This is a genomic window from Undibacterium hunanense (genome assembly GCF_014284335.1).
Lineage (GTDB): Bacteria > Pseudomonadota > Gammaproteobacteria > Burkholderiales > Burkholderiaceae_D > Undibacterium > Undibacterium hunanense.
Window position 1 is genome coordinate 31,342 of the sequence record NZ_JACOGF010000004.1, and the last position, 26,773, is coordinate 58,114.

The following is a 26,773-nucleotide window of genomic DNA, read 5'->3' on the forward strand; positions in this document are numbered from 1 at the left end:
GTTGAACAGAGCCGTTTTAAACAGAATCGCTAATTGATCAACACCGCATCAATATCACATCAATGACGGAAATGACGCGTCCCAGTATAGACCATGACGACACCACGTTCATCCGCAGCATCAATCACTTCCTGGTCACGCATGGAACCACCGGGATGAATGACGCAAGTAGCACCAGCATCCACTACAACATCCAGGCCATCACGGAAGGGAAAGAAAGCGTCAGACGCGACCGCAGAACCAGCCAGTGTCAAACCAGCGTTTTGCGCCTTGATGGAGGCGATGCGGGCAGAGTCTATGCGGCTCATCTGGCCGGCACCTACACCCAGTGTCATGCCATTGCCGCAGAAGACGATGGCGTTTGATTTCACATACTTGGCCACGCGCCAGGCGAACATCATGTCAGCCATCTGTTGTGGGGTCGGCTGCAATTTCGAGACGACGCGCAGTTCTTCCTGCAAGACGTTTTTGGCATCCGGTGCCTGCACCAGCAAGCCACCGCCAACGCGTTTCATATCATATTGATTGAATCCGGCACCCAGGGAAATTTCCAGCAGACGCACGTTTTGTTTCGCTGCAAAAATCTGCTTTGCTTCCGCAGTGAAGGACGGCGCGATCAGCACTTCAACAAATTGTTTGGCGACGATTTCGGCTGCCTTGCCATCCAGTTCGCGATTGAAGGCGATGATGCCACCAAATGCAGAAGTGGGATCCGTCTGCAATGCCTTGCTATACGACTCAAACGGTGTGGGTGCTACTGCGACGCCGCAAGGGTTGGCATGTTTGACGATGACGCAGGCAGATTCGGCGAAAGACTTTACGCATTCCCATGCGGCATCGGCATCGGCGATATTGTTGTAAGACAGTTCCTTGCCTTGTAATTGCCTGTAGTTGGCCAGTGAGCCTTCGAGGGATTCCAGATCGCGATAGAAGGCCGCAGACTGATGCGGGTTTTCACCGTAACGCATTTCCTGTACTTTTTCAAAATGCAGGTTCAGGGTTTGCGGATAAGGGCTGCGTGTGGTGTGCGCCTTGTCTTCACCCAGGCTGGTCAAATAATTGGTAATGGCACCATCGTATTGCGCGGTGTGAGCAAATACTTTTTTTGCCAGTGTGAACTTGGTGTCATAGCTGACAACGTTCTGATTCGCCTTCATCTCTGCCAGCACGACTGCGTAATCAGCAGGGTCTACAATGACGGTCACATCTTTGTGATTCTTGGCAGAAGAACGCAACATGGTCGGACCACCGATGTCGATATTTTCTATCGCATCTTCCAGTGAGCATTCGCCCTTGGCGACAGTCTGCTGAAACGGATACAGGTTGACCACCACCATGTCTATGGTAGGGATGCCATGTTGTTCCAGTGCTGCTACATGGTCAGGAAAATCACGGCGTGCCAGAATACCGCCATGCACTTTCGGGTGCAGGGTCTTGACGCGGCCATCGAGCATCTCTGGAAAACCGGTGTAGTCTGCCACTTCAGTCACTGGTAGGCCATTATCGGCCAGCAGTTTGGCCGTGCCACCTGTAGACAGCAACTTGACACCGAGTGCAGACAGTTCACGTGCAAATTCGAGCACGCCGGTCTTGTCGGAGACAGAAATGAGGGCTTGTTTGATCATGATTTTTGGTATGAGTAAGGAAATCGGTGTCAAGCCTCGCTGATGGATCAGAGCAAACCGTGCTGCTGCAATTTCTTGCGCAAGGTATTCCGGTTAATGCCTAACATATCGGCGGCTTGTGACTGGTTGCTGGAGGCGCGCGTCATGACCATTTCCAGCATCGGTTTTTCAACGGCTAACACGACCATGTCGTAAATATTGGATGCGGGTTGCTCGCCCAGGTCACGGAAATATTTTTCCAGATTTTTATGGACGGCGTCTTGAATACTATCTTTGCTCATGCTGTTTTTATCACTGTTCGGTTATGCCAGGCGGCGGTTTGTCCGTGGATGACGGACGATAAGACAAAAGGATGTTCGCCTTACGCTGCCAGTTTTTCTTCAAAGGGGCGGTATTGTAACCGCTCCCCAGCCATGTGATCAAAAAAACTGCTGACGGCGGCAAGTTGTTCATCACAGTCTGTCAGTAAGTTCATTTGTTGCCGGAAATCTTCACCACCTACCAGGTCTTGCACATACCAGCCTATGTGTTTGCGTGCCGTTCGTACACCAAGGTAGTCACCATAGAAGGCATAGTGCGCTTTCAAATGGGCATCCATGAGTTCACGAACTTCAGAAATCAGAGGGGCAGGTAAATGTTGTCCTGTATTGAGGAAGTGGGCGATCTCGCGAAAGATCCACGGTCGGCCTTGCGCCGCCCGGCCTATCATGATGGCGTCTGCACCAGTGGCCTCCAGTACATATTTGGCCTTTTCCGGTGTCGTGATGTCGCCATTGGCAACCACGGGGATATTGACTGCAGCCTTGACGGCAGCAATGGTCTCATATTCGGCATCACCCTTGTAGCCATCGGCACGGGTGCGCCCATGCAGGGTCAGCATTTGTATGCCAGCCGCTTCTGCCATGCGGGCAATGTTCAGGGCATTTTTATTTGCCCTGTCCCAGCCGGTACGAAACTTCAGCGTCACCGGCACATCGACTGCGCCGACTACCGCATCCAGTATCTGCCCGACCAGGCTTTCATGCTGCAACAAGGCAGAACCACACCAGGCATTACAGACCTTTTTAACCGGGCAACCCATATTGATATCGATGATTTGCGCACCTTTATCGACATTATGCTTTGCACATTCGGCCAGCATCTGCGGATCAGCACCGGCAATCTGCACGGCCTTGGGTTCCATTTCGCCTTCATGGTTGGTACGGCGCGTGGATTTTTCTGTTTCCCAAAGTTTGGGATTGGACGCTGCCATTTCAGACACGGCATAACCCGCACCCAGTTCTTTGCATAACTGACGGAAAGGTCTGTCAGTCACACCAGCCATGGGAGCAACAAAAATATTATTACGCAGCACGTAAGAGCCGATTTGCACGATCAGGGAAGGGGAAATTCGAAGAAGCGCTATTCTACCTGAATCCTGCTTAAATATTCGGCAAAATCGTTACCACTCGTAAGGAATATTTTTATCTATATGACATGCTGAAGCGATAGTATAAATTTGACTAAATCATCATACTTTTAGACTTACATTTCTAAATTACTATAGTAAGAGAGATACCGGTCTATACTTCTCTGCATGTGTGTATACTCTAATTACATTTGTCATATTGACTCCTGACAAAAGTGCATTCCCATGACCTTGATTCGCTGATCGTCGTCAAGGGAATACATTTTTCTATATTAAGGGAGTTGTCGTGAGCGTGCAAAACAAGGAGGCAGTACATAGAATTACCATCGTTGGCGGTGGTGCAGGTGGCCTGGAACTGGCAGTTCGTCTGGGCAAGAAACTGGGTAAGAAAGGCAAGGCGGTCATCACACTGGTGGATGCCAGCCGTACCCATTTGTGGAAACCCTTATTGCATCAGGTTGCCGCAGGCACCCTCGACAGCCATGCTGACGAGCGCGAATATTTTGCTTTGGCAAGATCGAATCATTTTGAATTCCGACTGGGCCGCATGGATGGCTTGTCGCGCGACAAGAAAGAAATCTATCTCGAACCAACCCTGGACGAAAATGGCATAGAGTTACTGCCACGTCAGGCCATTCCTTATGACAACCTGGTGATTGCACTCGGTAGCCAGACCAATGACTTCGGCACACCTGGCGCACGTGAAAACTGCATCATGCTGGATTCCCTGGCAGCGGCAGAGCGCTTCCATCAGAAACTCATCAACTGCTGTCTGCGCGCACAAACCCAGGACCAGGTGGCGGGGGAAGGGCGCTTTACTGTCACCATCATCGGTGGTGGTGCCACAGGAGTAGAACTGGCCGCCGAGCTGCACATGACGACCAAAATCCTGTCCAGTTATGGTCTGGTCAATTTCCATCCCGAAAAAGACTTGAAGATCGTCATCGTCGATGCCTCGCCCCGTCTGTTGCAGATGTTGCCGGAACGCCTGTCAGAGGCTGTAGCCCGTGAATTGCGCAGCATTGCGGTCGAAGTGCATACCAATGAAAAAGTCGTCGAAGTATCCAAATCCGGTGTGCAGATGGCCAGTGGAAAATTCATCCCTAGCGGTATCGTGGTGTGGGCCGCCGGGATCAAGGCACCTGAATTTTTAAAAGATCTGGATGGGCTGGAATGCAATCGCATCAATCAACTGGTCGTCAACCGGTCTTTGCAAACTACCCGTGATCCGTCCATTTTTGCCCTGGGTGATTGCTGCGCCTGTCCACAGGGCGAGGGTTTGCCGAATGTGCCTCCTCGTGCCCAGTCTGCCCATCAGCAAGCCAGCCTGCTGGCCAAGTCGCTGACGCGTCAGTTGCAGGGCAAGCCTCTGCTGGACTTCACCTACAAAGACCATGGTTCACTGGTGTCATTAGGTAATTACAGTACGGTCGGCAGCCTGATGGGTGCGCTGGCCAGTGGTTCAGTTTTTATTGAAGGCACATTGGCAAAATGGATGTACTGGTCACTGCACAAGCACCATCAGGTGGCAGTCAATGGCCTGTTTCATACCTGGCTGTCAACCTGGGCAGAAACCATAGACCGGGTGCGCAATCCGCGTATCAAGCTGCATTGAATTTTTGCAGACGGGTTCCTGCCTTGCGAGGCAGGACCTTGCTTGCCCCTGAAATTTGGCCGTGGAACGAGGGGGCTTTTATCACTGGCCCGGTAATACCTCAAGCGACATTCTTGCCGTACCAAAGCAAAACTGCCAACGCAATGGCGATCAGTGCTAACGGCAATTTCAAATCGACTATCGCGTCCAGCAGTTTTCTCTCTGCACCGGTTCTTGTATTATTCAAGGCCCCGGCCCATTTCGCTTTTCGCACTTCAAGAAATGGGTCAAAGCCGTTCAGCGTTAACGTATCCCTGTTTTGAAATGCCGTGCGGGCGACGCCTTGTGATAAATTAAAATTGTTTAAAACAAGCTCAGCTTTATGCCTGTCTTTGATCGCCAGAGTTTTTGCCGAACCATTGTAGAAGTTAAATTTGAACAGGGTTTTTTTGTATTTGCCGTTCACTTCATTATGAGTGACTTCGAGCTTGCGCAGTTGGGCAAGGTCATACACGCTGATCTTCCAGGACCTGGCATCGACTATCGCCAGGGGAAAAAGATAACAGCCGGGAAGAAAATGAAATTTCTTATTGAGTTGATTGCGTTGCCAGATTGCATGTGCGCCATATAAAACACCTGTCAACAACAGCGCATACCAGATAATTGCCCTTTGGCCTTCCCACAGTGCGCTGTATGCATCCAGTGCCTCAGAAAATGCCACCAGCCATAACAGAATGCTGCAAAAGAGGATGAGCAATGCATTCAGTCCGAACCAGATTCTGTTGGATGTCGTGTCGGCATACACCAGGTAATCAGGATTGAAAACTGACTTTAATAATTGTTTTTTGACGCTACGGGATAGCGTATCAAAATCGAATTGATAAAAGACGCGCACGAATTCAATCCTCAAATTTAAAATGTACTGGTTTTATTTGCGTTAGAAAACACTATGTAAAGCTTGCAATTATTCAACATTGTCAGTATCACCAATTCTATTGTCCCGGTCAACCTGTGTGTCTGGAAATGATGTTTTAGGCGCATTGCCATGCCAGAATGCCGTTTTTTTTGTTCTGTCGCCTGTCAAAATGCATCCGTCAGAAATTTCCGGGCACTGATCGACCATCACCCGCTATTCATCGCAAACCAGAGGTAAGGGAAAATTCGCATGCGTATATTTCAAGTCTTGAATCATTCTTATGGAGAAGACGTGATGAGACACTGGAAAGCAGTAGCAGCAGCCTGCCTGATTGGCTTTGCCATGAATGTCTCGTTTGCAGATGGCATCAAGCTTGGTGCGCCCGAGGGGTGGCAACTATGGGGACCACTGGGTGATAAATATGAGATGGGAATAGACCCGGCAGAAAGTACACCTGATCATCCCGCGCTTGTCATTGCCAGCAAAGACACGCCTACCAATGAAACCGTGACTTTGATGCAGCAAGTGAATGCCGCAGAATGGGAAGGGGGCATGATTGAATTCAGCATGATGGCTAAAGCGGTAGGGGCGGAAAAGAACAGGGTATGGTTACGCCATCTGAAAGGCAGAAACCCCGTTACCGGAGAAAAACGCAGCCTGCCGGAACTGATGCTGAACTCACGCAGCATACCGGACAGCAAAGGGTGGGAGCGGATTACCATCATCAGCTATTTGCCGAAAGATTCAGGTGACGAAGACCGGCATTTTGACATCGGTATCTCACTTGCCTCCAAAGGCAAGATATGGGTCAGGGATATTAAATTGGAGCGCAAACCTTTTGTACCTGTCAGCAATCCCGTTGAATTGCCCGCTTTTCGCATGGGCTTACCCACCTATCCTCCCCGCAATCTGAACTTTAGCGGCTAATTTTTCGACCTTGCGCATGTGCGCAATACAGGTATGCACACAGATTATATGAATACAGGAGTCAACATGAAGCACTGGAAAATCGTCATCGCCGCACTTATGGTTGCGTTTGCCGTCAACTTTTCTTTTGCCGGACCGGTCAAAAATGGTATCCCCAAAGGCTGGATTGGTAGTGGTGCGATCGCTACCCATTATGAAAGCGGACTGGATGAGTCACAAGGAACCCCGGAGCAACCCGCCTTCTTCATCGCTGCAAAACAGGATACCGTTACAGATGATTTTGCTGCCATCACACAAGTGATTGATGCCAGTGCCTACCGTGGGAAAATCATGTTCTTTACCGCATCTGCCCTGCATATAGGCGATCTGGGTGGTTACGAATTCTGGATCAGAACCACGGATGAAAAAGGTACTACCTCCATCGCTTCCTCCTGGGCCCGGAAAAGTGATACATGGGAAGCAGTCAGAGTCAGATTGATGGTGCCGGCCAATGCACAAAAAGTGGAGCTGGGCGTGGGTATCAGGGATAAAGGTAAATTGCTGGTCAAAGGCATGACTTTCAACGAAGCGCAGCCTAGTGTTTTTGTGCCGGAAAGCAAGCCCATCGCCAATAAAATCACCATGGGCCCAGTCACTGGTACGATACAGAATTTGAATTTTTCTGACTAATTTTCCAGTTGATTTTTCTGACTTATTTTTCAGCTTATTTTTCAGCTTATTTTTCAACTTATTTTCAGCCAAGTACGACAGATGCACACAGACATTGCGATATCTCATCAAGATCAACAGAGTGATAACACAGCCGCCACCTGGCCATTCTTGTCCATGGTGGCGGTGCTGGGTTTGCTTGCTTATGTAGGTTTGAGCACGACCCGCTCTGCCTGGCTGGCAGATAGCCTGGCTCTATTGCTGGCATATACGCTGGCGCAGGCGGGTTTGTGTCTGTCGCAAAGAATGCTGTGGTTTAAGCATGCCGGCCAGCGCTGGCTTGTGCTGATGTTGTCTGTCTTGCTGTCTCTGTATGCAGGGGTGCGGGCTGAAGCCATGTTCTGGCCACCCTTGACGACTGGTCATGCAAACTGGTTGCTGCCCGCCGTCATACTGGCATTTATCTTTGCCACCGTATTGCCGGCAGCCATGGATATGGAAATCAAGCGTCGTACCCAGGCCAGCCTGGCAGCAGAGGCCAGTAAGTACAAGGTGGAAAGACAAATGCTGGAAGCCAGGCTGGCCGCTTTGCAGGGACAGATAGAACCGCATTTTTTATTTAATACCCTGGCCAATACCCGTGCCCTTATACATCAGGATGCCGGCCTTGCCGAACAGATGCTGAACCATCTGATCGCCTATCTGCGTGCTGCCATGCCCGACATACGTCAGAACACCACTACCTTGGGGCAAGAGCTGGACAGGGCTGCAGCATACCTGCAAATTTTCCAGATACGGCTGGGGCCGCGCTTTCAATTCTCGGTGCAAGCTGCTGCTGATGTCAGGGCTTGTCTGATTCCACCATTGGCCGTGATGAGCCTGGTGGAGAACGCCATCAAACACGGCATAGAACCACAACCCGGCGATGTGCGCATAGATATCAGTGCCAGTAGCGATGCCGGGCAATTGCAGATCACCGTCAGCGACAATGGCCGTGGTTTTCAGGATGAACTGGGCAGCGGTGTGGGTTTGCTGAACGTGCAGGAAAGATTGCTGGCACTGTTTGGTGAACAGGCAGAATTACAGTTGCAACCGCAAGAGTCTGGTGGTGTACGGGCGAGCATCTGTTTGCCGGCCACGTCTGGCAGTTTGTCATGAGTGTCAACAACCCCACAGTACTGATCGCCGAAGATGAAGCAATTTTGCGACAAGAACTGCAAAGCACATTGCTGCAACTGTGGCCAGAACTTGACATCATCGCTACTGTGGATGATGGCATCAAGGCCCTGCACGCGATAGCTGAACTACGTCCCGAGCTTGCTTTTCTGGATGTGCGTATGCCAGGCTTAAGCGGTATTGATGTCGCTCGCCTGGCGCAGCATCCTTGCCATATTGTATTTCTAACAGCCCACAATGATTATGCGGTCGATGCCTTTGATCAGGGTGCCGTTGACTACCTGCTCAAACCGCTGGACGCAGGGCGTCTGGCCCTGGCTGTGCAAAGACTCAGGCAACGCCTGTCACAGCAACCGGCTGACCTGTCAGCATTGCAAGTCAAAAAACCGCAGGAGGCACTACGCTGGATACAGGCATCCGTCGGTAACCAGATACGCTTCATCAATGTCAGCGACGTGCTGTGTTTTCGCGCAGATTCCAAATACACCAAGGTCATCACTGCCAGACTCGAAGCCTATATCCGTACCACCATCAAAGACCTGACAGCGCAACTGGATGCCGACAAATTCTGGCAGATATCACGCAGCAATATCGTCAGTGTGGCGGCGATTGATGCGGTACAAAGAAGTGATGGGGGATTGGCCCTGCGTTTGCAGAATGGGGATGAATGGCTGGCGGTGTCGCAGGCGTATCAACACCAGTTTCGCCAAATGTAGTCGGAGCCGCTGATTAAGCTACTGCGCGAAGCCATTTTGAGTCGGCGATGCTCGTCGTACTTGAGTACGACTGCGCTTCTCAACTCAAACTGACATCGCTCGCTACGCTTACTCAGCGACTCCTTGGGGCGCGCTGGTATCGCATTTAGCGACGAAGCATGTTTATGAGATATAATATTGTCAATAATTACACAGAATCACTTAATCATGAAAACCAAAAACTTGTCGCTGATGTGCAGTTTGTCTGGTCTGTCCACGTTATTGTGTATCCTTGTATCAAAGAACAGTGATTTTTCTGTCTTGGGTCTTACGTCAGAATTCGTATCCGGATTCTTTCTGGGCTTGTCTGTCGTTGCAAGTATCGTGACCATCGTGATTGGCGTCAATTTGGGTGTGGCGGCCAAACGGGACGATTCCATCCACGGCTAAATGCTTGACTTCTGGTCATGGCAAGCGTGCATTCGTGTAATGTTGATCGCGTGCCATATCAGCTTATCCTGATTATCCTTTTCCATAAACGTCTGAAGTTTCCCTCGCGTCACTTCCTATTCACGTACCTTGGTTTTCAGCCTGCGTTTGGCTTCGTCTATTCTCATTAAAATCTGCTTGACGTGACATTGTTGGTAATGCAGTCTGGTTCACATGCTATAAAAAAATGTATGCGGCTTTGCTTGACTAACTTTAACGGATTTAGCGTTTTATGATCAACATCAAAATATTTGTTTTCTTGCTGGCTATGGCGGGACTGGTTCATGCCGGAGAAAAAAGCGAAGATATTGTTGTCGGCACCATAGAAACCATACACTCCAATGCCTTGAACGAAGATAAAAAGATTTGGGTGTACGTTCCGAAGCCTGATGCTGGCCGGGGGCCGGAGAAGCCGGTTTATCCGGTTGTGTATTTACTGGACGGCAGTGATCATTTTCTTTCGATGATGGGTTTGATGGAAAAGAAATGCCGGGGTATTGGCCATTCTTGTCCCGAAATGATTCTGGTTGCTGTTACCCACAATAACCGTCAGCGTGAACTGACACCGACCAAGGCAGGTTCGTATGCCCAGCCAGAAAAAATCAATGAAAACTCTGGCGGCGGCGAGGCTTTCTCTGCCTATCTGGAAAAAGAACTGATTCCTTACATTAATGCAAAATATCCGGCGGCTCCCTATCGGGTATTGGTTGGTCATTCTCTGGGTGGCTTGACGGTGTTACATAATCTGATCAATCACAGCGCATTGTTCGATGCTTATCTGGCGATAGACCCCAGCATGTGGTGGGACAATGCACTGCTGGTCAAACAAATGGAAGTCGCGCTTAAGGACAATCGCTTTGCTAACAAATCGCTATATCTGACGGTTGCCAATACGCTTGCCAAAGGCGTGTCTATGGATCAGGTCAGATCTGGCAGCGATCAGGAAAGCAGGCATATCCGCTCCATACTCAAACTGGTCGATACACTGGATGCCCATCCACAAAAAGGCTTGCGCTGGAAGTGGAAATACTACCCGGACGAAGGTCATGGTTCTATTCCGATTTTGGCCGAGTATGACGGCTTGAACTTCTTGTTTGATTTTTACAAGCTGGCCGATTTCGCGCGCTTGTATGACGCAAAGATAGATGGCGCAGGTGAAATGAAGCAGCAATTTGAAAAAATCAGCGCGCATATGGGCTATCAGCTTTTACCCGATCTGGAAACGATGGATGGACTGGGGCAGCATTTTTTACGTGAGAAAAAATTGAAGAATGCCCATGATTTTTTTAGCGCGAATCTGGAAAACTATCCACACAATGCCTTGTCGCATGAAGGTATGGGCGACTATTACCAGGCCACAGGTGATCAGGCCAGGGCAAAGGAAGCGTATCAACAAGCCGTGAATTTGGATGCCAGCTCCAAAGCCCGGGGGAAGCTGGATAAGTTAAATGGCATCGTGGCTCGCTGATGGCTATTCGCGGAAATTAATTATCTGTTCAGTGCGCCATGAACGCCGCTGGATTTCTGTCGTCGCGGCACTGCTGCCCGGAATAATGTCCTTGACAAACAATAACGAGTAAATTCCCTCCCTTTCAAGGGGAGGGTTAGGGTGGGGATGGGTTTCGGTTGATTAACGATAAATGTAATTACGTCGGAAACCCATCCCCATCCCAACCTTCCCCTTGAAGGGGAAGGAGCTTCAAGCACGATCGCTGGCAAAGAATGTTCATTTGCAGAATTAAGTTTTCGACCTGGAAAAATCATTAAGACACGGCTCGTGCTTGATGTTCAGAACGAGTCAAGCACATTATTCTGGCACAACAGTGTGCCTTCGCAGGAATGACGATGTGGAAGGTAGCAGGACTAGCTGCCACTTCCGTATGAAGAACAATGCGGTGAGCCGGAGAGCGGTTTCGCAATCAGACAGTGGTGTACTAGGCCCACCCGTATTGTCGCAGCATATCAAATCAATGTTTCTCGATCTTGGTCTGATTAATCTCATCCAGCCCGTCCGCATCCAGATGGGCGATATCCCCCCATTGCACCAGCTTCACGTCTTTGCCCGCCACTTCAAAACGATTGATACTGGCGTTGTAAATGGTGACTTCACGTGGTGCATGCAAGGGTAAATCTTTGGCGGCGCGGTAGGCGCATTCCAGTACGCCGCCGTGGGCGACGAGGGCAATTTTTTTGCCTTCAAATTGCTTCGCATAATGCAGCACATGTTCCATCACACGCTTGTGGAATTGACGTATGGTTTCGCCCTGGTTTTCACCGGTTGGGAATTCGGCATCGGGCTCATGCGCTTGCCAGGCGTTGTATTCCTTGCGGTACAGGCTGGGCAGTTCACTGTACAGTTTGCCTTCAAAGCCACCAAAGCAGCGTTCGCGCAGGCCCTTGTCTATACGGGTACTGATACCTTGCAGGCGGGCGATTTCGCCGGCGGTTTGTATGGCACGCTGCAAGTCGCTGGAAACAATCGCATGCAGTTTTTCATTTTGCAAAGCCCAGGCCAATGCCTTGGCCTGACGTGTGCCTTCAGCATTCAGGGGGATGTCGAGGTGACCCTGCAAACGACGTTCTGCATTCCAGGCGGTTTCGCCATGGCGTATCAGTAAAATTTCTGTAGGCTTCATATTTTGCTTATTTGGTCTTGAGCCAGAAGGTGACTGGGCCATCATTGGTCAGCGATACTTTCATGTCAGCACCAAAACTGCCGGTTTCTACCTGGGCATGTTTGCTGCGTGCCTGGGCGACAAAGTAGTCGAATAATTGCCTGCCCAGTTCTGGTGGCGCAGCCGGTGTGAAAGAGGGGCGGGTGCCAGAATTGGTATCGGCTGCCAGCGTGAATTGCGGCACCAGCAGCAAGCCGCCTTGCACGTCAGTGACACTCCGATTCATCTTGCCGGCATCGTCAGAAAAGACGCGGTAAGCCAGTAATTTTTTCAGCAAATCATCGGCTTGTTTTTCAGTATCTTCGCGTTCGGCGCAGACCAGCACCATCAGGCCTGCATTGATGGCACCTATGGTGTTGCCATCGACGACGACTTTGGCTTCAGTGACTCGTTGTAGTAGGGCGATCATGGGGGGTATTTTTTATTTGATCCAGGTACAGAGGCTTTAACCGGTTCATGAACCGTATTCGTATAAAAGTCTGAATTCCCTCCCTTTCAAGGGGAGGGGGAGGGTGGGGATGGGGTGCGGTTGAATGACGGTGATATTAATTGCAGCGAGGATTTGTGGCTGAACCCCATCCCCAACCCAACCTTCCCCTTGAAGGGGAAGGAGTTTCCGCGTTACTCAGGAAGTGGGGCGTGCATCAAGCCATCAAGCCGTCAACGTCACCTTCGCAAATTTACGCTTACCCACTTGTACTACAAACGTCCCTGCTTCAACCTTCAAAGCTTTGTCACTGATGACTGTGCCATCAATACGCACGCCACCTTGTTCCACCATACGCAAGGCTTCGGATGTAGAGGCGCAAAGATTTGTTTGCTTCAGCAACTGACTTATGCCAAGTGGCGCACCACTCAAACTGACTTCTTCCACATCATCCGGTATCCCACCCTTGGAACGGTTTACAAAATCCGCCAGCGCATCTTCTGCCGCCTGTCTGTTGTGGAAGCGGGTCACGATTTCCTGGGCGATGGCAACCTTGATATCACGCGGGTTCTGGCCTTCGGCCACGGCTTTCTTGTAAGCGGCGATCTGTTCCAGCGAGCAGAAGGACAGCAACTCATAGTAACGCCACATCATGGTGTCCGAGATACTCATGATCTTGGCGAACATGGTGTTGGCAGGTTCCGTGATGGCGATGTAGTTGTTCTTGGACTTGGACATCTTCTCAACACCGTCCAGTCCCTCCAGCAAAGGCATGGTCAAGATACATTGCGGTTCCTGACCATAATCCTTTTGCAGTTCACGGCCTACCAGCAGGTTGAATTTTTGATCAGTGCCACCCAGTTCCAGGTCAGATTTCAGGGCGACAGAGTCATAGCCCTGCATCAGCGGGTACAGGAATTCATGCACCGAAATGGGCGTGCCAGCCTTGAAACGCTTGGTGAAATCATCACGCTCCATCATGCGGGCAACGGTGTACTTGGATGACAGTTGTATCATGCCACGCGCACCCAGCGGGTCTGACCATTCCGAGTTGTAGCGGATTTCGGTCTTGCTGGCGTCCAGCACCAGAGAAGCCTGTTTGAAGTAAGTCTGGGCGTTGTCTTCGATCTGCTCGCGCGTCAGCGGTGGGCGGGTGACGTTACGGCCAGACGGGTCGCCGATCATGGACGTGAAATCACCGATCAAAAAGATGACCGTATGGCCCAGATCTTGCAGCTGTCGCATCTTGTTGAGTACCACGGTGTGGCCCAGGTGCAAATCTGGTGCAGTCGGGTCCAGGCCCAGCTTGATGCGCAGGGGTTTGCCGCTTTGTTCGCTGCGTGCCAGTTTTTGCGCGAATTCAGACTCGATTAATAGTTCGTCCACACCGCGTTTGGTCACCGCCAGTGCGTGTTGCACCGCATCAGAAAGAGGCAGGATTTTGCTGGCCTGTTCGGCCTTGTCAGTAGCGTTTGAATTTTGTACAGAAGTCATAGTAAAGTTGCATCAAATTTTTTGTAACACCGCTGGTCGAATTCACAATCTGAATCCATAATCAGCGTTTTGCCAAATTCTGGGTGTTGGTTAAATTGCCGGGATTAATGATAAGCGTCACAAGTTGCCGGATACTTGCAATTTTACTTGCTCAGTGATTTTCAGGCGGATGTTGTGAATACTTTATAATCCCATCCTTGGCCTTGCAGTCTTGCTATGTTGTGCATCTTGTGCACGCTTCAATGACTGCAACAAGCCCGAATTTTCGATAAAAACAGTCAATTTTAACTTATTGCATGCGTCCATCAGATAAATTACTTCGTTTAGCTTCTGGTAGCAGACTGTTGTTCGGCACCACGCGCGCTTCGCGCATCGTCTCTGTTTCCGCTCTTTTCTTTGCTGTCTGCGCATTTGGCGCAGTAGGCGTAGCGCCGCTGGCACCTGATGCTTCGGATCTGCCAGTCAAGAGAATCACCGAAGAACTGTCCCTGCCAAAACTGGAAGACCAGGTTGCCGCGCTCGAAGCGAGTGAGCAACAATTCACCAGGGAAGCGACCTTCAAGAGCAGTGAACCATTGAGTACATTCTTGCAACGCATCGGTGTTGACGATGACGAAGCAAGCCAGTTTATCAAGTCAGACAGTATTGCCCGCAGCATGTTGCAGTTCCGGGCAGACAAGACCGTTGCAGTCAAAACGGATGATGAAGGTGAACTGTTGTGGTTGCAGACAACCGTCTCAGATGGCCCCGACAAGCCCGTCAGAAATATCGTCATCAAGCGTGATACCGGTGGTAAATTGGTATCTTCCGACATCAGTGCCAGTCTGGAACGACGTGTGGAAATGGCTACTGCCTATATCCGCACGGCGTTTTACCCTGCTGCCGATGATGCCTTGATCCCTTATAACGTCACCGAACAGGTCAAGTCCATGTTCGAGACCAATGTTGATTACCAGCGCCTGCAAAAGGGTGATTATTTCAATATTGTCTATGAAAGTTTTTGGCAAAACGGTGAACGTGTACGCACGGGCCGTGTACTGGCAGGTGAATTCAGCAATTCCGGCAAGCTGTACCAGGCGGCCTGGTTTGAAGAAACTGGCGGCAAGGGTGGTTATTACACCTTTGACGGCAAATCCCTGAAAAAAGCCTTCCTGAAATCGCCGATAGAATTTACCCGCGTGTCGTCTGGTTTCTCCATGCGCGTGCATCCTATCTCAGGTCAATGGAAAGCCCATAAAGGCGTTGATTTTGCTGCTGCTACCGGCACACCGATACGTGCTTCCGCCGATGGTGTGGTTGATTCAGCTGCCCCCAGCAATGGTTATGGCAATCTGGTCGTGCTCAAGCACTGGAATAACTACAGCACTGCCTATGCCCATATGAGCCGCTTCGCTGCCGGTATCCACAAGGGCAGCAAGGTTAGTCAGGGTGATGTCATTGGCTATGTCGGCACTACTGGCTGGTCCACAGGCCCGCATCTGCACTATGAATTCCGCGTCAACAATGAAGCGCGCGACCCCATGTCCATCAACATGACGGAAGCCGCCCCATTGGCCGCGAATGAAATGAACCGTTTCAAAGGTTTTGCCGGTGATATGAACCACAGGTTCAATCTCTTGCATCCTGAACGCATGGCTGAAACCATGAAACTGGCATTGCGCTAAGCTTGTATTAAGCCATCAGCTTGAACAAGTACCCGCCAGTTTCATTCATGCCCGCTCGTTTTGTCACAACCGTGGTGACAGCATGAGCGGGCATGTTGCGTTTACCGTGCGTAAAGCCGTGGCCGCAGATGCGCCAGCGCTGACGGTGCTGATACTGCAAGTCTGGCTGGATACCTATGCAGTGCATGGCATACGCCCGGCGATTGCCGGTTATGTGCTGGATGAACTGACGCTGGCCAGAACCAGTGCTTATCTGGCGCAGGCGCATACCCATATCTTGCTGGCAGAGGCTGATCAGCACCTGGTTGGCTATTGCCAGACTACATCGGGCAAGCCCGGTCCACAATCTACAATACCCGACGCTGAGCAGGCCGAAGTCGATCACCTATACGTGCACCCCCGCTTTTTTGGCCATGGTATAGGGCAAAGATTGCTGGCCGATGCGGAGCTGGCTCTGCAAGCACAGGGGATAAAGCAGGCATGGTTGTCTGTGTGGGTAGGTAATGCACGTGCACTGCAGTTTTATCCACGGGCGGCTTATCAGGAAACCGCCGTCAGCATATTCCAGATGGGTGAAGAGAAAATCGAAAACAGGATTTTTTCCAAAATGCTGTAATCTTCAAAATAATCCCTTTCCATCAACCAAGCGAGTGCCAGCATGTCAGACCATTCAGAAAACAGCGTACCCGTCTACCTGGGTTTGATGTCAGGTACAAGCCTGGATGGCGTTGATGGTGTGCTGGTCAGCTTTCCTGACTCCGCAGATGGCAATGAAGCCACGGCTACCATGCAGATTATCGCCAGCGCCTATGTGCCTTTTGATGATGCTTTACGGCAGCAGGCCATGGCCTTGCAACAGCCGGGCGAAAATGAAATTCACCGCGAAGCCTTGCTGGCCAATGCGCTGGCGCATTGCTACGCAGCCTGCGTCCATGTCTTGCAGGCCAAGTCGCCACGCAGCCGCATACATGCCATAGGCGCGCACGGGCAAACCATACGCCATCGGCCAGAACTGGGCTATACCCGCCAGACCAATAATCCGGCTTTGCTGGCTGAATTGACGGGCGTGGATGTGATTGCCGATTTCCGCAGCCGCGATGTGGCTGCTGGTGGGCAGGGTGCACCGTTGGTGCCGGCATTCCATCGCGCCGTCTTTGGAAAGCCGGGCAGTTGCCGTGTGGTGGCCAATATTGGTGGCATCAGCAATATCAGCATTCTGGCGGAAGATGGACATACCCTGGGTTTTGATACTGGCCCTGGCAATGTATTGATGGATGCCTGGATACAAAAACATCAAGGCAAAAGCTATGATCAGGACGGTGCCTGGGCGGCCCAGGGGAAAGTCATCCCTGCCTTGCTGCAACAATTGATGTCCGAAGCCTATCTGCAATTGCCCGCTCCAAAAAGCACAGGGCGTGACTTGTTCCATATGGCCTGGCTGCAAGAGAAGCTGCACAGCAAGCAGCACGATTTTGCCCACGCGCAGGCAGTGGACGTGCAGGCCAGCCTGTGTGAATTTACTGCCCAGACTTTAGCCAATGACATCGTGCGGCATGCAGCGCAGGCCAGTCATGTGTATGTCTGTGGTGGTGGTGCCTTCAACCATCAACTGATGCAGCGCTTGCAAAGCTTGCTGGCGGCACAGGCTTGCCGCGCCCGCGTGTGCAGCACGACGGATTTGGGCGTCGCCCCGGAGCAGGTGGAAGCACTGGCCTTCGCCTGGCTGGCCAGGCAGTTCAGCTTGCGCTTGCCGGGCAATCTGGCAGATGTCACCGGTGCTGCCGGCGACCGCATCCTGGGTGCGTTGTATCCGGCCTGATGGGTGATCCTGGCCCCACATTTTTCGACGCGGAAAGCACGCAGAAATGGTGAGTTGAACGCGGCATTTGTTCCGTTCAAGCGTCGTCCTTTGTCATGTTGTGACTAACCGACAATACTTTCCTGTTGAAAACGCAAGACTTCATTTTAGTGAATTTCATCTAAAACACTGCGCGCCTGTTCTGGCGGCGCACTTCCCTAGAGTGCGTATAAATGATTTAACTCATTTTTATACTGCTGCTATCGTCGGAATTTTCCAACAACCGGCTTTTCTCATCTCTCTTTATGTTGCATGGCAACTTGCTAATCCGGGCTGCTGATCCTAGCCTGAGGCTGCCATCACAAGCACCAGCTCACAGAAGCTGAGCCATTGGCACCGCTGAGTTTCATTTCAACGATAACAAAGAAAGAGACAAAATGAAAAAAAGCATGATGAAGAAATTGTTCGTGTGTGTAGTCGCCCTGATGATGCTACCGGCACCATCCTGGGCATCAGGTTATACGGAAACAAAATATCCGATCGTGCTGGTGCACGGCCTGTTTGGATTCGACAATATCGGTCCTGTCGATTATTGGTATGGGATTCCTTCCGCTTTGCGCAGCGATGGTGCCCGGGTGTATGTGACCCAGGTAGCTGCCGCCAACAGTACTGAAGTCCGGGGCGAGCAATTGCTGACCCAGGTCAAACAGATACTGGCCGTTACCGGTGCCAGCAAGGTCAATCTGATTGGTCATAGCCATGGCGGGCCTACCACCCGCTATGTCGCCTCCATCCGGCCTGATCTGGTGGCGTCCGTGACATCGGTGGGTGGTGTGAATCGTGGTTCCAAAGTAGCAGATGTACTGCTGGGTGTTGCACCGGCAGGTTCACTGTCGAATACCGTGCTGGTGTCCATTACTAATGGCCTGGCGCAGATCATCAGTTTCTTGTCCGGCAAACCTACGCTGTCGCAAGATTCGCTGGCCGCTGCCAATTCACTGAGCACGGCCGGTTCACTGAAGTTCAATGCCAAATATCCGGAAGGCATCCCCACCACGACCTGTGGTGAAGGTGCTTATACGGCCAAAGGTGTGGCGTATTTTTCCTGGAGCGGCGCCAAGCCTTATACCAATGTACTCGATATTATCGATCCAGCATTGGCACTGACTTCACTGGCTTTTGGATCAGAAAAAAATGATGGACTGGTCGCCAGTTGTTCCGCCCATCTGGGCAAGGTGATTCGTGACGATTATGCGATGAATCATCTGGATGAAGTTAACCAGACCATAGGATTGATCAACATTTTTGAGACCAATCCGGTTACGATATACAGGCAGCATGCAAATCGTTTGAAAAATCAGGGCCTGTAATCGCAGGGCTTTGATGTGAGTTTTGATGTTCAGGCAAACCAGATGGTGGCGTAGTGACAGCGCACCACTATCTGGCCCAGGCAAAAATTGCTAAATGATATGCATAGGAGCGGTGCTCAATGAGAACAGGTAATCTTGCATTTGCAGGCGCGACGACATTGTGCGTCGCTGCTTTTTTTGTTTTTACTGCTTTAAAAAACGAGCCCAATCAAGAGCCCATCAAACTGCGCAAGGCAGATCACAGCTTTGATTTTGTCCGCTCGATGGAAGGTACGACGGGTGATGGCAAAATCAGCCAGGATGCCGCCGGTGATTTACAGATCAATGTTGAACTGCGGCTGTTGTTTGATTATTACCTGGCCGCCATCGGCGAAAAAAAACTGGATGAAATTCAGGCTGAAATTGAAAGAGTGCTGACCCAGAAACTGGGTAGCAAAGCTGCCCAGCAAGCCAAAGATTTGTTGGCGCGCTATATTCAATACAAACAGGCATTGCTGGCAGTGGAAAGTAATGCGCAAAATATTAGCCCTGGCAAAACCGGCATGAGTGTCGCCGCAAGACAGCGCTGGACCGCCATGCAGCAAGTGCGCCAGCGTTATTTCAGCGATCGTGAAAACCTGGCCATGTTTGGCTTTGATGATGCCTATGACCAGGACGCAATGGCAAGAATGGACATTGCAGAAAATAACAGCCTGTCGGCGGAAGATAAAAAGGCACAACTGAAAGCACTGGATGATGCCTTGCCCGCCGCCTTGAAAGAAGAAAAGAGTGCGCCTTATCAGGTCGTCCGGCTGGAAGAACAGGCACAAAGCCTGCGTGCCAATGGTGCCAGCGATGAAGAAGTCTTTCGTATGCGCGCTGCCGCCACTTCACCCGAAGCTGCTGCCAGATTGGCACAGGTAGACAAGGAAGACGCAGCCTGGAAATCACGCATACAACAATACCTGGACCAAAAAAATCGCCTGAGTACGGAAATGGCTTTTCATAGCGAATCAGAAAAGCAGGGGGCCCTGCAACAGGTACGCAATCAGTTTTTTAGTGCAGATGAGCAGCGGCGTTTGTCTGCGTATGAGTGATGTAGAGGGAAATTGGATATAAACTTCGATTAGATACCATATAATTTACTGAGTATCCAATTTTCTACGAATTTTCCGTCTTTTGCTTCAAGGCGATAAGTATCTTTTTGCACCCAGTCAATTGCACCTTTAGTAAATGAACTAGTCGTAACAATTACTCCTTTTGTAGCTCTTAGGTGTTCTACAACGGCTGATAGTTCTCGCAAGTGACTCAGTTGTACTTTCTTGTGCCCGACATATTTTTTTGCTTGCCAAATTGCTTTAACGCTACCTAAAATTGGGTCATTGCGTTCTGTGAGAACGTCTATTCCTCCATCTTTGCTTCCTTGCATAACGGTCACGTCCCATCCATTGGACGTTAGTAACTCACCGATTAAATGCTCGAATTCGCGCCAGCTTAAATCTGAAAGTAACTTTCCTTCACGCAGTAACTTTGCTGCTAACATCAAATGATTTGGGGAGTTGGAAAGGAATGCAGGAGGTAGGGCAATAGTATTGTCAGGAATCCAAATTTCTTTTTCTGGTGTCGGCGGTGCCACGACATCAAAGTCGTTGTAATAGACTAAATCTGCAGCTAGCCACTCGTTAGTTTTTGTCCATGATGACACTTGCTCTTTGAATTTAACGAGCCACGCTTCTGTTACTTTTGCAGTGTTTATATGAAATCCCAATAGCCCCGGATCCGTCAAGTGGTGTGCCGTTTCAAAGTCAATCAATGGATTTGATAGTAAGAAATCTTCAATTTCCTCGTCGGTCGGCAATTCACTACTTGGTTTTACATAGTCATCGTCATTGTTCTCACGGGACCTCCTATGTATTTCAATAGAGTTCAAAATCTCATGCATTACTATATCGCGTAGTGCTTGAGTGGTTAGGGTAGTCATAAAAGGATTGAAGTACTTATTTTTATATGGCAAAAGTAAATTGCAAGTAAACGCGTTTCGTTTCCATATTTTAAGTCGTAACCTTTTGCGTAAATCAATAACATAGTTGATGTATTCCAAGCATTTGGAGCGGGGATCAAATCGCTAGAGCCATTACGTTGCGCAAAATGAGTCTTGGTAATTCCATGAAAAGAAAATATTCCTCTTTGTCTTCAATTAGGAATTCCTCGACAAATGGATTGCGAGTGCTGCGCATTAGCAATTCTTCTAAATCTTTAATAGCACGCTCGGTTGTTGCTGGAGCTTTCGAACTTTCTAACTTTTTGAGTAACAAGATTCCTTCATCGTAAACCCATGGCATTTTCTCGCGATATAGGCTAAGAGCCATTTTTATGCTAATTTTAGGATCTTTTGAAAATTGAAACATTTCTTCAAACATTCCAGGATGGAATCGCCGCCTTCTACGTTTTCCTTCGGAGTGAGTGGTTTTTTCAATACGAGAAGGCAAATCTTGAAACATGATTTTAATTTCTTCAAATAGTTTCGCAGACGAGTTCTCAATTTCAATAATGTTCGATGTTGATTCTTTTCCTGTAATATCTGATGGCCCATCAAGTTTTTTCAAAATTTCGACAACAGTTTGACGAAATTTACCTACTTGAAAATTAATAGTATCTTCGTCTGGCTCAGAATTTGGAATTCTTGTTACCAATTGAAAAACTAATTTTGTTAGAGAGTCTTCGTCTCCCCCACAATTCTGAAATTGTGCAAATGGCCCTGATGATGCGTCTTTAAGCTCAACCCCCAGCGCAACGCCAAGTATTGGGGTATCTAACTTGCCTTTAGCCATACCTGCTTCGAAAAGTATCCATGGTCGATCGATGCTACGTTTAGTCAGAAGACACACAACATCAGAAGCGCTTTGTATGTTTTTAATTATTTCTGGGTACCATTCCACGCCATATTCAATGCCTTGATTGCCTCGGCGATCAGATGTTCTAAATGACTTTAAAACGCCTGCGCTTACGCTTTTTAGTAGGTTGCTAAATGCCTCCGCCAATTCAGCGTCACGTGTGTCATGGCTGATAAATACGAGTGGATTTGATAATTTTGCTATTTGCTCAATCTGATTTTCAGCCATAACGGGTCCTTGATAAATTGCGCGATTTAATTTTCCCTACTAAATAATAGCAAAAAATATTTTTATATTGTCAATTTAATGCATGGCAAAGCAAAATATTTGAATACTTATCTACGGTGGTGTTCAACAGTTTAAAACGAAACAGACGAAAAGAAGGCACTCTTTTCCCTAAGCAAAGTGGAGTTCTTGAACAAGAAGCAGTATTGCTTTCTTTAAAGGGGAAATACTTCTATTTTTGTCCAAAATGTTGTTGCCAATTGTTGTTTGACACAGTAATCGACAGGCCAAATGTCGTTAACCTACGCGTCTGTAGATTTGAGATTTGAGTCAAAGATTTAAGGAGGGAGATAAAACTAAAAACTCAAGCCAGGCTGAGTTCTTCAGCCTGTTCTTCTTCAGGCACGTTTTCCAGTGCTTCCATCAATGCGCGATCGACGACCTTGTCGAGTACCAGTATCTTCGCGCGTTTTTCGCGGAAGGTTTGTTCGAGTTCTTCGGCAGAGACCTGGAAAGTCTTGTCTTTGTCGCCCGTAGTGAAAATGTACAGACTGCGCATGGGGCTGACCCAGGCCAGTTTGACTTTGTTGGTACCACCGGATTTTTTGGTGAATTCCAGCCAGACGCCGCGTTCCAGTTCGGTGACGGTGTCCACATGTTCATCAGGCGGTGGCGGTGGTTCCTGCTCAACCTTGCTTTCGGCTTCAGCACGTTTTGCCAGGCGGCGTTCAGCTGCTTGCTGGGCGACTTCAACGGCAATTTCAAGCTGACGTTCTGGTGACAGATCCAGCGGCGCACGCACGATGGATGCATGGCATTCTGCCAGTTCGGCAAAGAACTGCACACGGTCGGCGTCTTCCCACTTGATCAGGCTCAGCCATTTGTTCAGGCGGGCCAGAATGGCGGGCAGACGATTCAATAATTCCTGGCGCTGTTGCAGAGTGATCTTGGGCTTGACGCTCCAGATCAGGTCATCCATGGTTTTGATGGCATCTTCAACGGCATAAGGTTTTTCTTCCTTGACGCTATAGGCCAGGGTCAATACCTTGGTCCAGCGGCTTTCAAGGAATGTTTCTACAAAGGCAACTACTTCACCGGTACCAACACGCAATGCCACTTCATGGGTGGCGGCCATATTGGCCTGTTTGACTTTTTCTTTTCTCAGCGCTGTGTTGATCGGTGCCTGCAAGGCCTGGGATGCTTCTTCCTCCTCTTTCTTGATGAAAGATTCGAGGTCGTTGACGACTTCATCAAAGAGCGCGATTTCCTGGTCAAACTCTTGCTGCACACGATGCACATTACGCTGCATGGTCTGGAACAGCGGATCTTGCTGACCCTTTTTCTGATCCCATGCCAGGCTGTAGCGCGACAGCAATTCAATCAGGCGACGTGCTGGATGGTCTTCCTGGAAAAAAAATTCCTTGTCCAGCAGTGCTGCTTTCAACACTGGTATCTGCAATACAGATATCAGTTCCTTGATCTGTTGCGGGATGGCTTGATTGCGGAAGACGCTATCGAACACCTGTGACAACAAATCAAGCGTATTTTTTTCTACGCCGGTATTGGCCAGTTCGGGCATTTGCTCGCGCATTTGCGACAGGCGCAAGACGTCTTGCGCGCCAGCCATCAATTGCTGCAGCTTGACACTCTTTTGCAGGTCCGCAAGCTTTTGGAACATCTGGGCACGTGCTGCCACTTGCTGTTGTTCGCCACCAGCGCCAAAACCTGAATAAGGTGTCGCGCCCTGACCGTCGCCAGATGATCCATCGCCACCATGACCACCGGCCATACCGCCAGCGCCGCCATTACCACCACTCATACCACCCAGGCCACTACCGCCCATGCCGCCAGTACCACCGCCGCCTCCGTGACCACCGCTGCCACCGCCACCGTGACCACCGCCATGGGCGAACTGGCCACCATCATTGGCCGCGTTTTGGCCGCCACCAGACAGGAAGCTACGCAGTTTTTGGGATACGTCGCCGGGTGTTGCTGCTACCGCCGTTGCTTCTTTGCGACGTTCTACACTGCTGCGGCTACGGCGTATGCGGAAAGACTCATGCAGATCCGGCAGAATGCCTTTGGCAATCAGTGCTTCATTCAGTGTGTTTAATATCGGTTCAAGGTCAAACAGAATTTCGGCACGAAGCAAAGGTAATACCAGTTCGTGGGTATTAAGCTCCGGGTCAAATTCACACCAGGCTGCATAGATGGTGTGCAAGAACACTTCGGGGCGGAACGGGTTTTGTGCAATGCTCAGTGCTTCATGGTCCATCAAGTGGGCAAAGCGCATGTTCAACGCGGCATATTGCTCGGCACTGTCGAGTTCCAGTGTGCGGCTGGAACGGCTCAGGGCCAGTTTCTTGTCCATTTCTTCATACGTCACCAGGCTCAGGGCGATATCAACAGGTGAGGCTATGGCACGCACACCCTGCAACAGGGCGTCAATTTCTTTACGGAAGCCTTTTTCAAACCCGGCAGAAGTCAGGTAATAAAAGGCGTAGGAATTTTTCTTTAGTAATTGGCCGGCGTTGAAGCTAAGGTTGGCTTCACGGGCATCCATGCTGTGCTCGGACAAGGCAAGGAAGGCATTCGACAAGCGGGCCGAAAAGGCATCCAGCTGCGACACCACCAAATGCGTTGCCAGTGGAATTAAACCGCGCAATACCTCATCCCGGGACTGCAGGGCAGGTCCGGTAGATGCAGGTTTATTGACGGGATTCGACATGGCAGCAATAAAATCAAGGTTATTTTATTAATACTTGAAATACAAAACGGTAAAAGCCAGGTAAATTCTGCAAGCAGCAGGACTCCTGGCAAGTCGGCAGGCCCAGGGAAACATTGTGGCAGGCTTGCAGGCTTCAGACATAAGTACAAAACACGCACTATGGTAGAAACATTTTATTACCACCTGATTAAGATTTCAGGCTCATAATTCAGACAGGCATTTTTGGTAATGTACTTCCACTATATACCGATAATTTCCACATGGAAATGTTCGAAACGCAATTTCTGCGACTTTTTAAGTATATCTTGTAGCGCACTGCTAAAAAAGAATCCTGTTTGAGGATAGGCCCTAAAATTGCTTATCAGAAACACACTAAATACATACTTTTCCCAAGATTGCTCTAAAATAGCAGGCTTGGCTGGGTTTACCCTATTTCAAACGCCGTTTTTTACTTTTGGTTTCACTTTATTTCATTAACGGCGCATGCAAAACATTTCTTTATGACAAAAAAACAAGCAACTGCAAATCATTTGGAAACATCACTGCCGGCTGGCATGACATTCGAAGCCGCGATGACCGAATTGACGGCACTGGTTGCCAGTATGGAGGCAGGCGAATTACCGCTTGAAGCTTCCGTGAGCGCTTACCAACGCGGTTCTGAATTGATTAAATACTGTGCAGCCCAGCTTGACAAGGTAGAACAGCAAGTCAAAGTGCTGGAAGCTGGAATGCTCAAACCTTTGAGCATTGATGGCGCAGAGGACGCAGCATGAGTGAGGATTTTCGACACTGGATGCGACAAACCCAGGCCGGATGTGAAACCAGCCTGGCGCGTTTCCTGCCGGATGAAAACACCGTTCCGCAACAATTGCATGCCGCCATGCGTTACGCCACACTGGATGGCGGCAAACGCGTGCGCCCCTTGCTGGTTTATGCTGCCGGGCAGTTGTTCGACGCACCTGCAGATCTGTTGAGTCGCGCCGCTGCTGCGGTAGAAATGATCCACGCCTATTCACTGGTGCATGACGACATGCCCTGCATGGATGATGATGCCCTGCGTCGTGGCAAGCCCACCGTACACGTCAAGTATGACGAAGCCACCGCCTTGCTGGTAGGTGACGCCTTGCAGGCACAGACATTTTTGGTTTTGTCCGAAGGTGTGGATGGTGATGCCACCAGCCGGTTGGCCATGATGCGCTTGCTGGCGACGGCTGCCGGTTCGGTTGGCATGTGCGGTGGCCAGGCGATTGATCTGGCCAGTGTCGGCGTCGCCCTGAATCGGGAACAGCTTGAACAGATGCACAGATTAAAAACCGGTGCCTTGCTGCGTGCTTCGGTATTGCTGGGAGCCATGAGTGGCAAAGCGCTGTCGCCGCAAGAAAATCAGGCGCTGGATCAGTATGCTGCTGCCATCGGCCTGGCGTTTCAGGTGGTAGATGATGTACTGGATGCGACTGCCGATTCAGCCACCCTGGGCAAGACTGCAGGCAAGGATGCTGCAGACAACAAGCCGACCTTTGTCAGCCTCATGGGGTTGGAAGCCTCGCGCGCATTGGCAACGCAACTGTGCCATGATGCGCATGCAGCGCTGGCTGAATTTGGCGAAAAAGCCTGGCTCTTGCATGAACTTGCCGATTTGATCGTGCAACGCCAGGCCTGAAGATAGCTTGTAACACCGTAGGGTGCGCCATGCGCACCACAATGAGCACCACAATGAGCACCACAATGAGCACCACAATGAGCACCACAATGAGCACCACAAACCGGCAAGGCAAATCGAACGGTGCGCATGGTGCACCCTACGGGGCCGGCAAGAGTTGTAATGTCATCCAGATGAAGATTAAGACCATCTTGAAATGTCTGAAATGTGCAGTATTGTAGGGTGCGCTGTGCGCACCGGTACAACGTATTGAATGAAGCAAGTGGTGTCACAGGGTACCCTGCGAGTAGTGCAAGAGGCGGTTTTGCGTAAGTCCTAAAATAGAAGAATGCGATAACTGTTCTGATCACCGTTCACTTGTTGAATGCGAGTGATCAGATC

24 protein-coding genes are annotated in these 26,773 nt (G+C 50.0%); 14 read left to right on the forward strand and 10 right to left on the reverse strand.

The window, feature by feature from the left end; genetic code table 11:
- Positions 1-59 precede the first annotated feature (59 nt).
- The 3 genes from purH to dusB all read right to left on the reverse strand — a co-directional run bounded on the left by purH (position 60) and on the right by dusB (position 2,997).
- Complete coding sequence (purH, locus tag H8L32_RS08885; RefSeq protein WP_186946841.1) at positions 60-1,625, reverse strand: bifunctional phosphoribosylaminoimidazolecarboxamide formyltransferase/IMP cyclohydrolase; 1,566 nt, start codon at positions 1,623-1,625, stop codon at positions 60-62.
- Positions 1,626-1,672: 47 nt separating this feature from the next.
- On the reverse strand, positions 1,673-1,906 hold the full coding sequence (locus tag H8L32_RS08890; protein WP_110258221.1) for a helix-turn-helix domain-containing protein: 234 nt from the start codon (positions 1,904-1,906) through the stop codon (positions 1,673-1,675).
- An 80-nt stretch (positions 1,907-1,986) separates the two neighbouring features.
- Entirely contained in the window at positions 1,987-2,997 is a 1,011-nt protein-coding gene (dusB, locus tag H8L32_RS08895; RefSeq protein ID WP_186946842.1) for a tRNA dihydrouridine synthase DusB, read from the reverse strand.
- Positions 2,998-3,319: 322 nt separating this feature from the next.
- On the opposite strand from dusB, the gene H8L32_RS08900 reads away from it, so the two are divergent.
- Positions 3,320-4,648 (forward strand): NAD(P)/FAD-dependent oxidoreductase, encoded by a 1,329-nt coding sequence (locus H8L32_RS08900; RefSeq protein WP_329605167.1) that lies wholly within the window; start codon positions 3,320-3,322, stop codon positions 4,646-4,648.
- Positions 4,649-4,748: 100 nt separating this feature from the next.
- Here the strand turns inward: H8L32_RS08900 and H8L32_RS08905 are convergent, their stop codons facing one another.
- A complete protein-coding gene (locus H8L32_RS08905; RefSeq protein WP_186946843.1) occupies positions 4,749-5,522 on the reverse strand; it encodes a hypothetical protein in 774 nt (257 codons plus the stop codon).
- A gap of 315 nt (positions 5,523-5,837) precedes the next feature.
- On the opposite strand from H8L32_RS08905, the gene H8L32_RS08910 reads away from it, so the two are divergent.
- The 6 genes from H8L32_RS08910 to H8L32_RS08935 all read left to right on the forward strand — a co-directional run bounded on the left by H8L32_RS08910 (position 5,838) and on the right by H8L32_RS08935 (position 10,946).
- Positions 5,838-6,470: a hypothetical protein gene (locus H8L32_RS08910; protein WP_186946844.1), complete on the forward strand. Its 633-nt coding sequence runs from the start codon at positions 5,838-5,840 to the stop codon at positions 6,468-6,470.
- 66 nt (positions 6,471-6,536) lie between these two features.
- A complete protein-coding gene (locus H8L32_RS08915; RefSeq protein ID WP_186946845.1) occupies positions 6,537-7,139 on the forward strand; it encodes a hypothetical protein in 603 nt (200 codons plus the stop codon).
- An 81-nt stretch (positions 7,140-7,220) separates the two neighbouring features.
- The gene (locus tag H8L32_RS08920; protein WP_186946846.1) at positions 7,221-8,276 is read left to right on the forward strand and encodes a sensor histidine kinase; all 1,056 of its coding nucleotides are present in this window, start codon (positions 7,221-7,223) and stop codon (positions 8,274-8,276) included.
- Positions 8,273-9,010: a LytR/AlgR family response regulator transcription factor gene (locus H8L32_RS08925; protein WP_186946847.1), complete on the forward strand. Its 738-nt coding sequence runs from the start codon at positions 8,273-8,275 to the stop codon at positions 9,008-9,010. Before H8L32_RS08920 ends, H8L32_RS08925 begins: the two co-directional genes overlap by 4 nt.
- 207 nt (positions 9,011-9,217) lie before the next feature.
- The gene (locus H8L32_RS08930) at positions 9,218-9,439 is read left to right on the forward strand and encodes a hypothetical protein (RefSeq protein WP_186946848.1); all 222 of its coding nucleotides are present in this window, start codon (positions 9,218-9,220) and stop codon (positions 9,437-9,439) included.
- 271 nt (positions 9,440-9,710) lie between these two features.
- On the forward strand, positions 9,711-10,946 hold the full coding sequence (locus tag H8L32_RS08935) for an alpha/beta hydrolase-fold protein (protein ID WP_186946849.1): 1,236 nt from the start codon (positions 9,711-9,713) through the stop codon (positions 10,944-10,946).
- A gap of 499 nt (positions 10,947-11,445) precedes the next feature.
- Here H8L32_RS08935 and H8L32_RS08940 read toward each other — a convergent pair whose 3' ends face one another.
- From H8L32_RS08940 to tyrS, 3 genes are all read right to left on the reverse strand, one after another.
- Positions 11,446-12,114 carry a histidine phosphatase family protein gene (locus H8L32_RS08940; protein ID WP_186946850.1) on the reverse strand — a complete coding sequence of 223 codons (669 nt, stop codon included), beginning with the start codon at positions 12,112-12,114 and terminating at the stop codon, positions 11,446-11,448.
- Positions 12,115-12,121: 7 nt separating this feature from the next.
- Positions 12,122-12,562 (reverse strand): D-aminoacyl-tRNA deacylase, encoded by a 441-nt coding sequence (dtd, locus tag H8L32_RS08945; RefSeq protein WP_162060782.1) that lies wholly within the window; start codon positions 12,560-12,562, stop codon positions 12,122-12,124.
- Positions 12,563-12,805: 243 nt separating this feature from the next.
- Positions 12,806-14,074, reverse strand: coding sequence for a tyrosine--tRNA ligase (tyrS, locus tag H8L32_RS08950; RefSeq protein WP_186946851.1), 1,269 nt, complete (start codon positions 14,072-14,074; stop codon positions 12,806-12,808).
- Between the two features lie 344 nt (positions 14,075-14,418).
- Here tyrS and H8L32_RS08955 point away from each other — a divergent pair, with 344 nt between their 5' ends.
- From H8L32_RS08955 to H8L32_RS08975, 5 genes are all read left to right on the forward strand, one after another.
- A complete protein-coding gene (locus H8L32_RS08955) occupies positions 14,419-15,738 on the forward strand; it encodes a M23 family metallopeptidase (RefSeq protein ID WP_329605168.1) in 1,320 nt (439 codons plus the stop codon).
- A gap of 82 nt (positions 15,739-15,820) precedes the next feature.
- Positions 15,821-16,354 (forward strand): GNAT family N-acetyltransferase, encoded by a 534-nt coding sequence (locus tag H8L32_RS08960; protein WP_186946853.1) that lies wholly within the window; start codon positions 15,821-15,823, stop codon positions 16,352-16,354.
- A 42-nt stretch (positions 16,355-16,396) separates the two neighbouring features.
- A complete protein-coding gene (locus tag H8L32_RS08965) occupies positions 16,397-17,557 on the forward strand; it encodes an anhydro-N-acetylmuramic acid kinase (protein WP_186946854.1) in 1,161 nt (386 codons plus the stop codon).
- 416 nt (positions 17,558-17,973) lie between these two features.
- A complete protein-coding gene (locus H8L32_RS08970) occupies positions 17,974-18,906 on the forward strand; it encodes a lipase family alpha/beta hydrolase (protein ID WP_186946855.1) in 933 nt (310 codons plus the stop codon).
- A 119-nt stretch (positions 18,907-19,025) separates the two neighbouring features.
- Positions 19,026-19,982: a lipase secretion chaperone gene (locus H8L32_RS08975; RefSeq protein ID WP_186946856.1), complete on the forward strand. Its 957-nt coding sequence runs from the start codon at positions 19,026-19,028 to the stop codon at positions 19,980-19,982.
- Positions 19,983-20,011: 29 nt separating this feature from the next.
- Here H8L32_RS08975 and H8L32_RS08980 read toward each other — a convergent pair whose 3' ends face one another.
- The 3 genes from H8L32_RS08980 to H8L32_RS08990 form a co-directional block, all read right to left on the reverse strand.
- A complete protein-coding gene (locus H8L32_RS08980) occupies positions 20,012-20,866 on the reverse strand; it encodes a restriction endonuclease (protein WP_186946857.1) in 855 nt (284 codons plus the stop codon).
- Between the two features lie 136 nt (positions 20,867-21,002).
- The gene (locus tag H8L32_RS08985) at positions 21,003-22,007 is read right to left on the reverse strand and encodes a toll/interleukin-1 receptor domain-containing protein (protein WP_186946858.1); all 1,005 of its coding nucleotides are present in this window, start codon (positions 22,005-22,007) and stop codon (positions 21,003-21,005) included.
- A gap of 361 nt (positions 22,008-22,368) precedes the next feature.
- Positions 22,369-24,732 (reverse strand): DUF1631 family protein, encoded by a 2,364-nt coding sequence (locus H8L32_RS08990; RefSeq protein WP_186946859.1) that lies wholly within the window; start codon positions 24,730-24,732, stop codon positions 22,369-22,371.
- Positions 24,733-25,232: 500 nt separating this feature from the next.
- Between H8L32_RS08990 and H8L32_RS08995 the strand changes: the two genes are divergently transcribed.
- Together H8L32_RS08995 and H8L32_RS09000 are read left to right on the forward strand one after the other, a co-directional pair.
- The gene (locus tag H8L32_RS08995; RefSeq protein ID WP_186946860.1) at positions 25,233-25,505 is read left to right on the forward strand and encodes an exodeoxyribonuclease VII small subunit; all 273 of its coding nucleotides are present in this window, start codon (positions 25,233-25,235) and stop codon (positions 25,503-25,505) included.
- Positions 25,502-26,392, forward strand: coding sequence for a polyprenyl synthetase family protein (locus H8L32_RS09000; protein ID WP_186946861.1), 891 nt, complete (start codon positions 25,502-25,504; stop codon positions 26,390-26,392). The genes H8L32_RS08995 and H8L32_RS09000 overlap by 4 nt, the downstream gene beginning before the upstream one ends.
- Positions 26,393-26,773 lie beyond the last annotated feature (381 nt).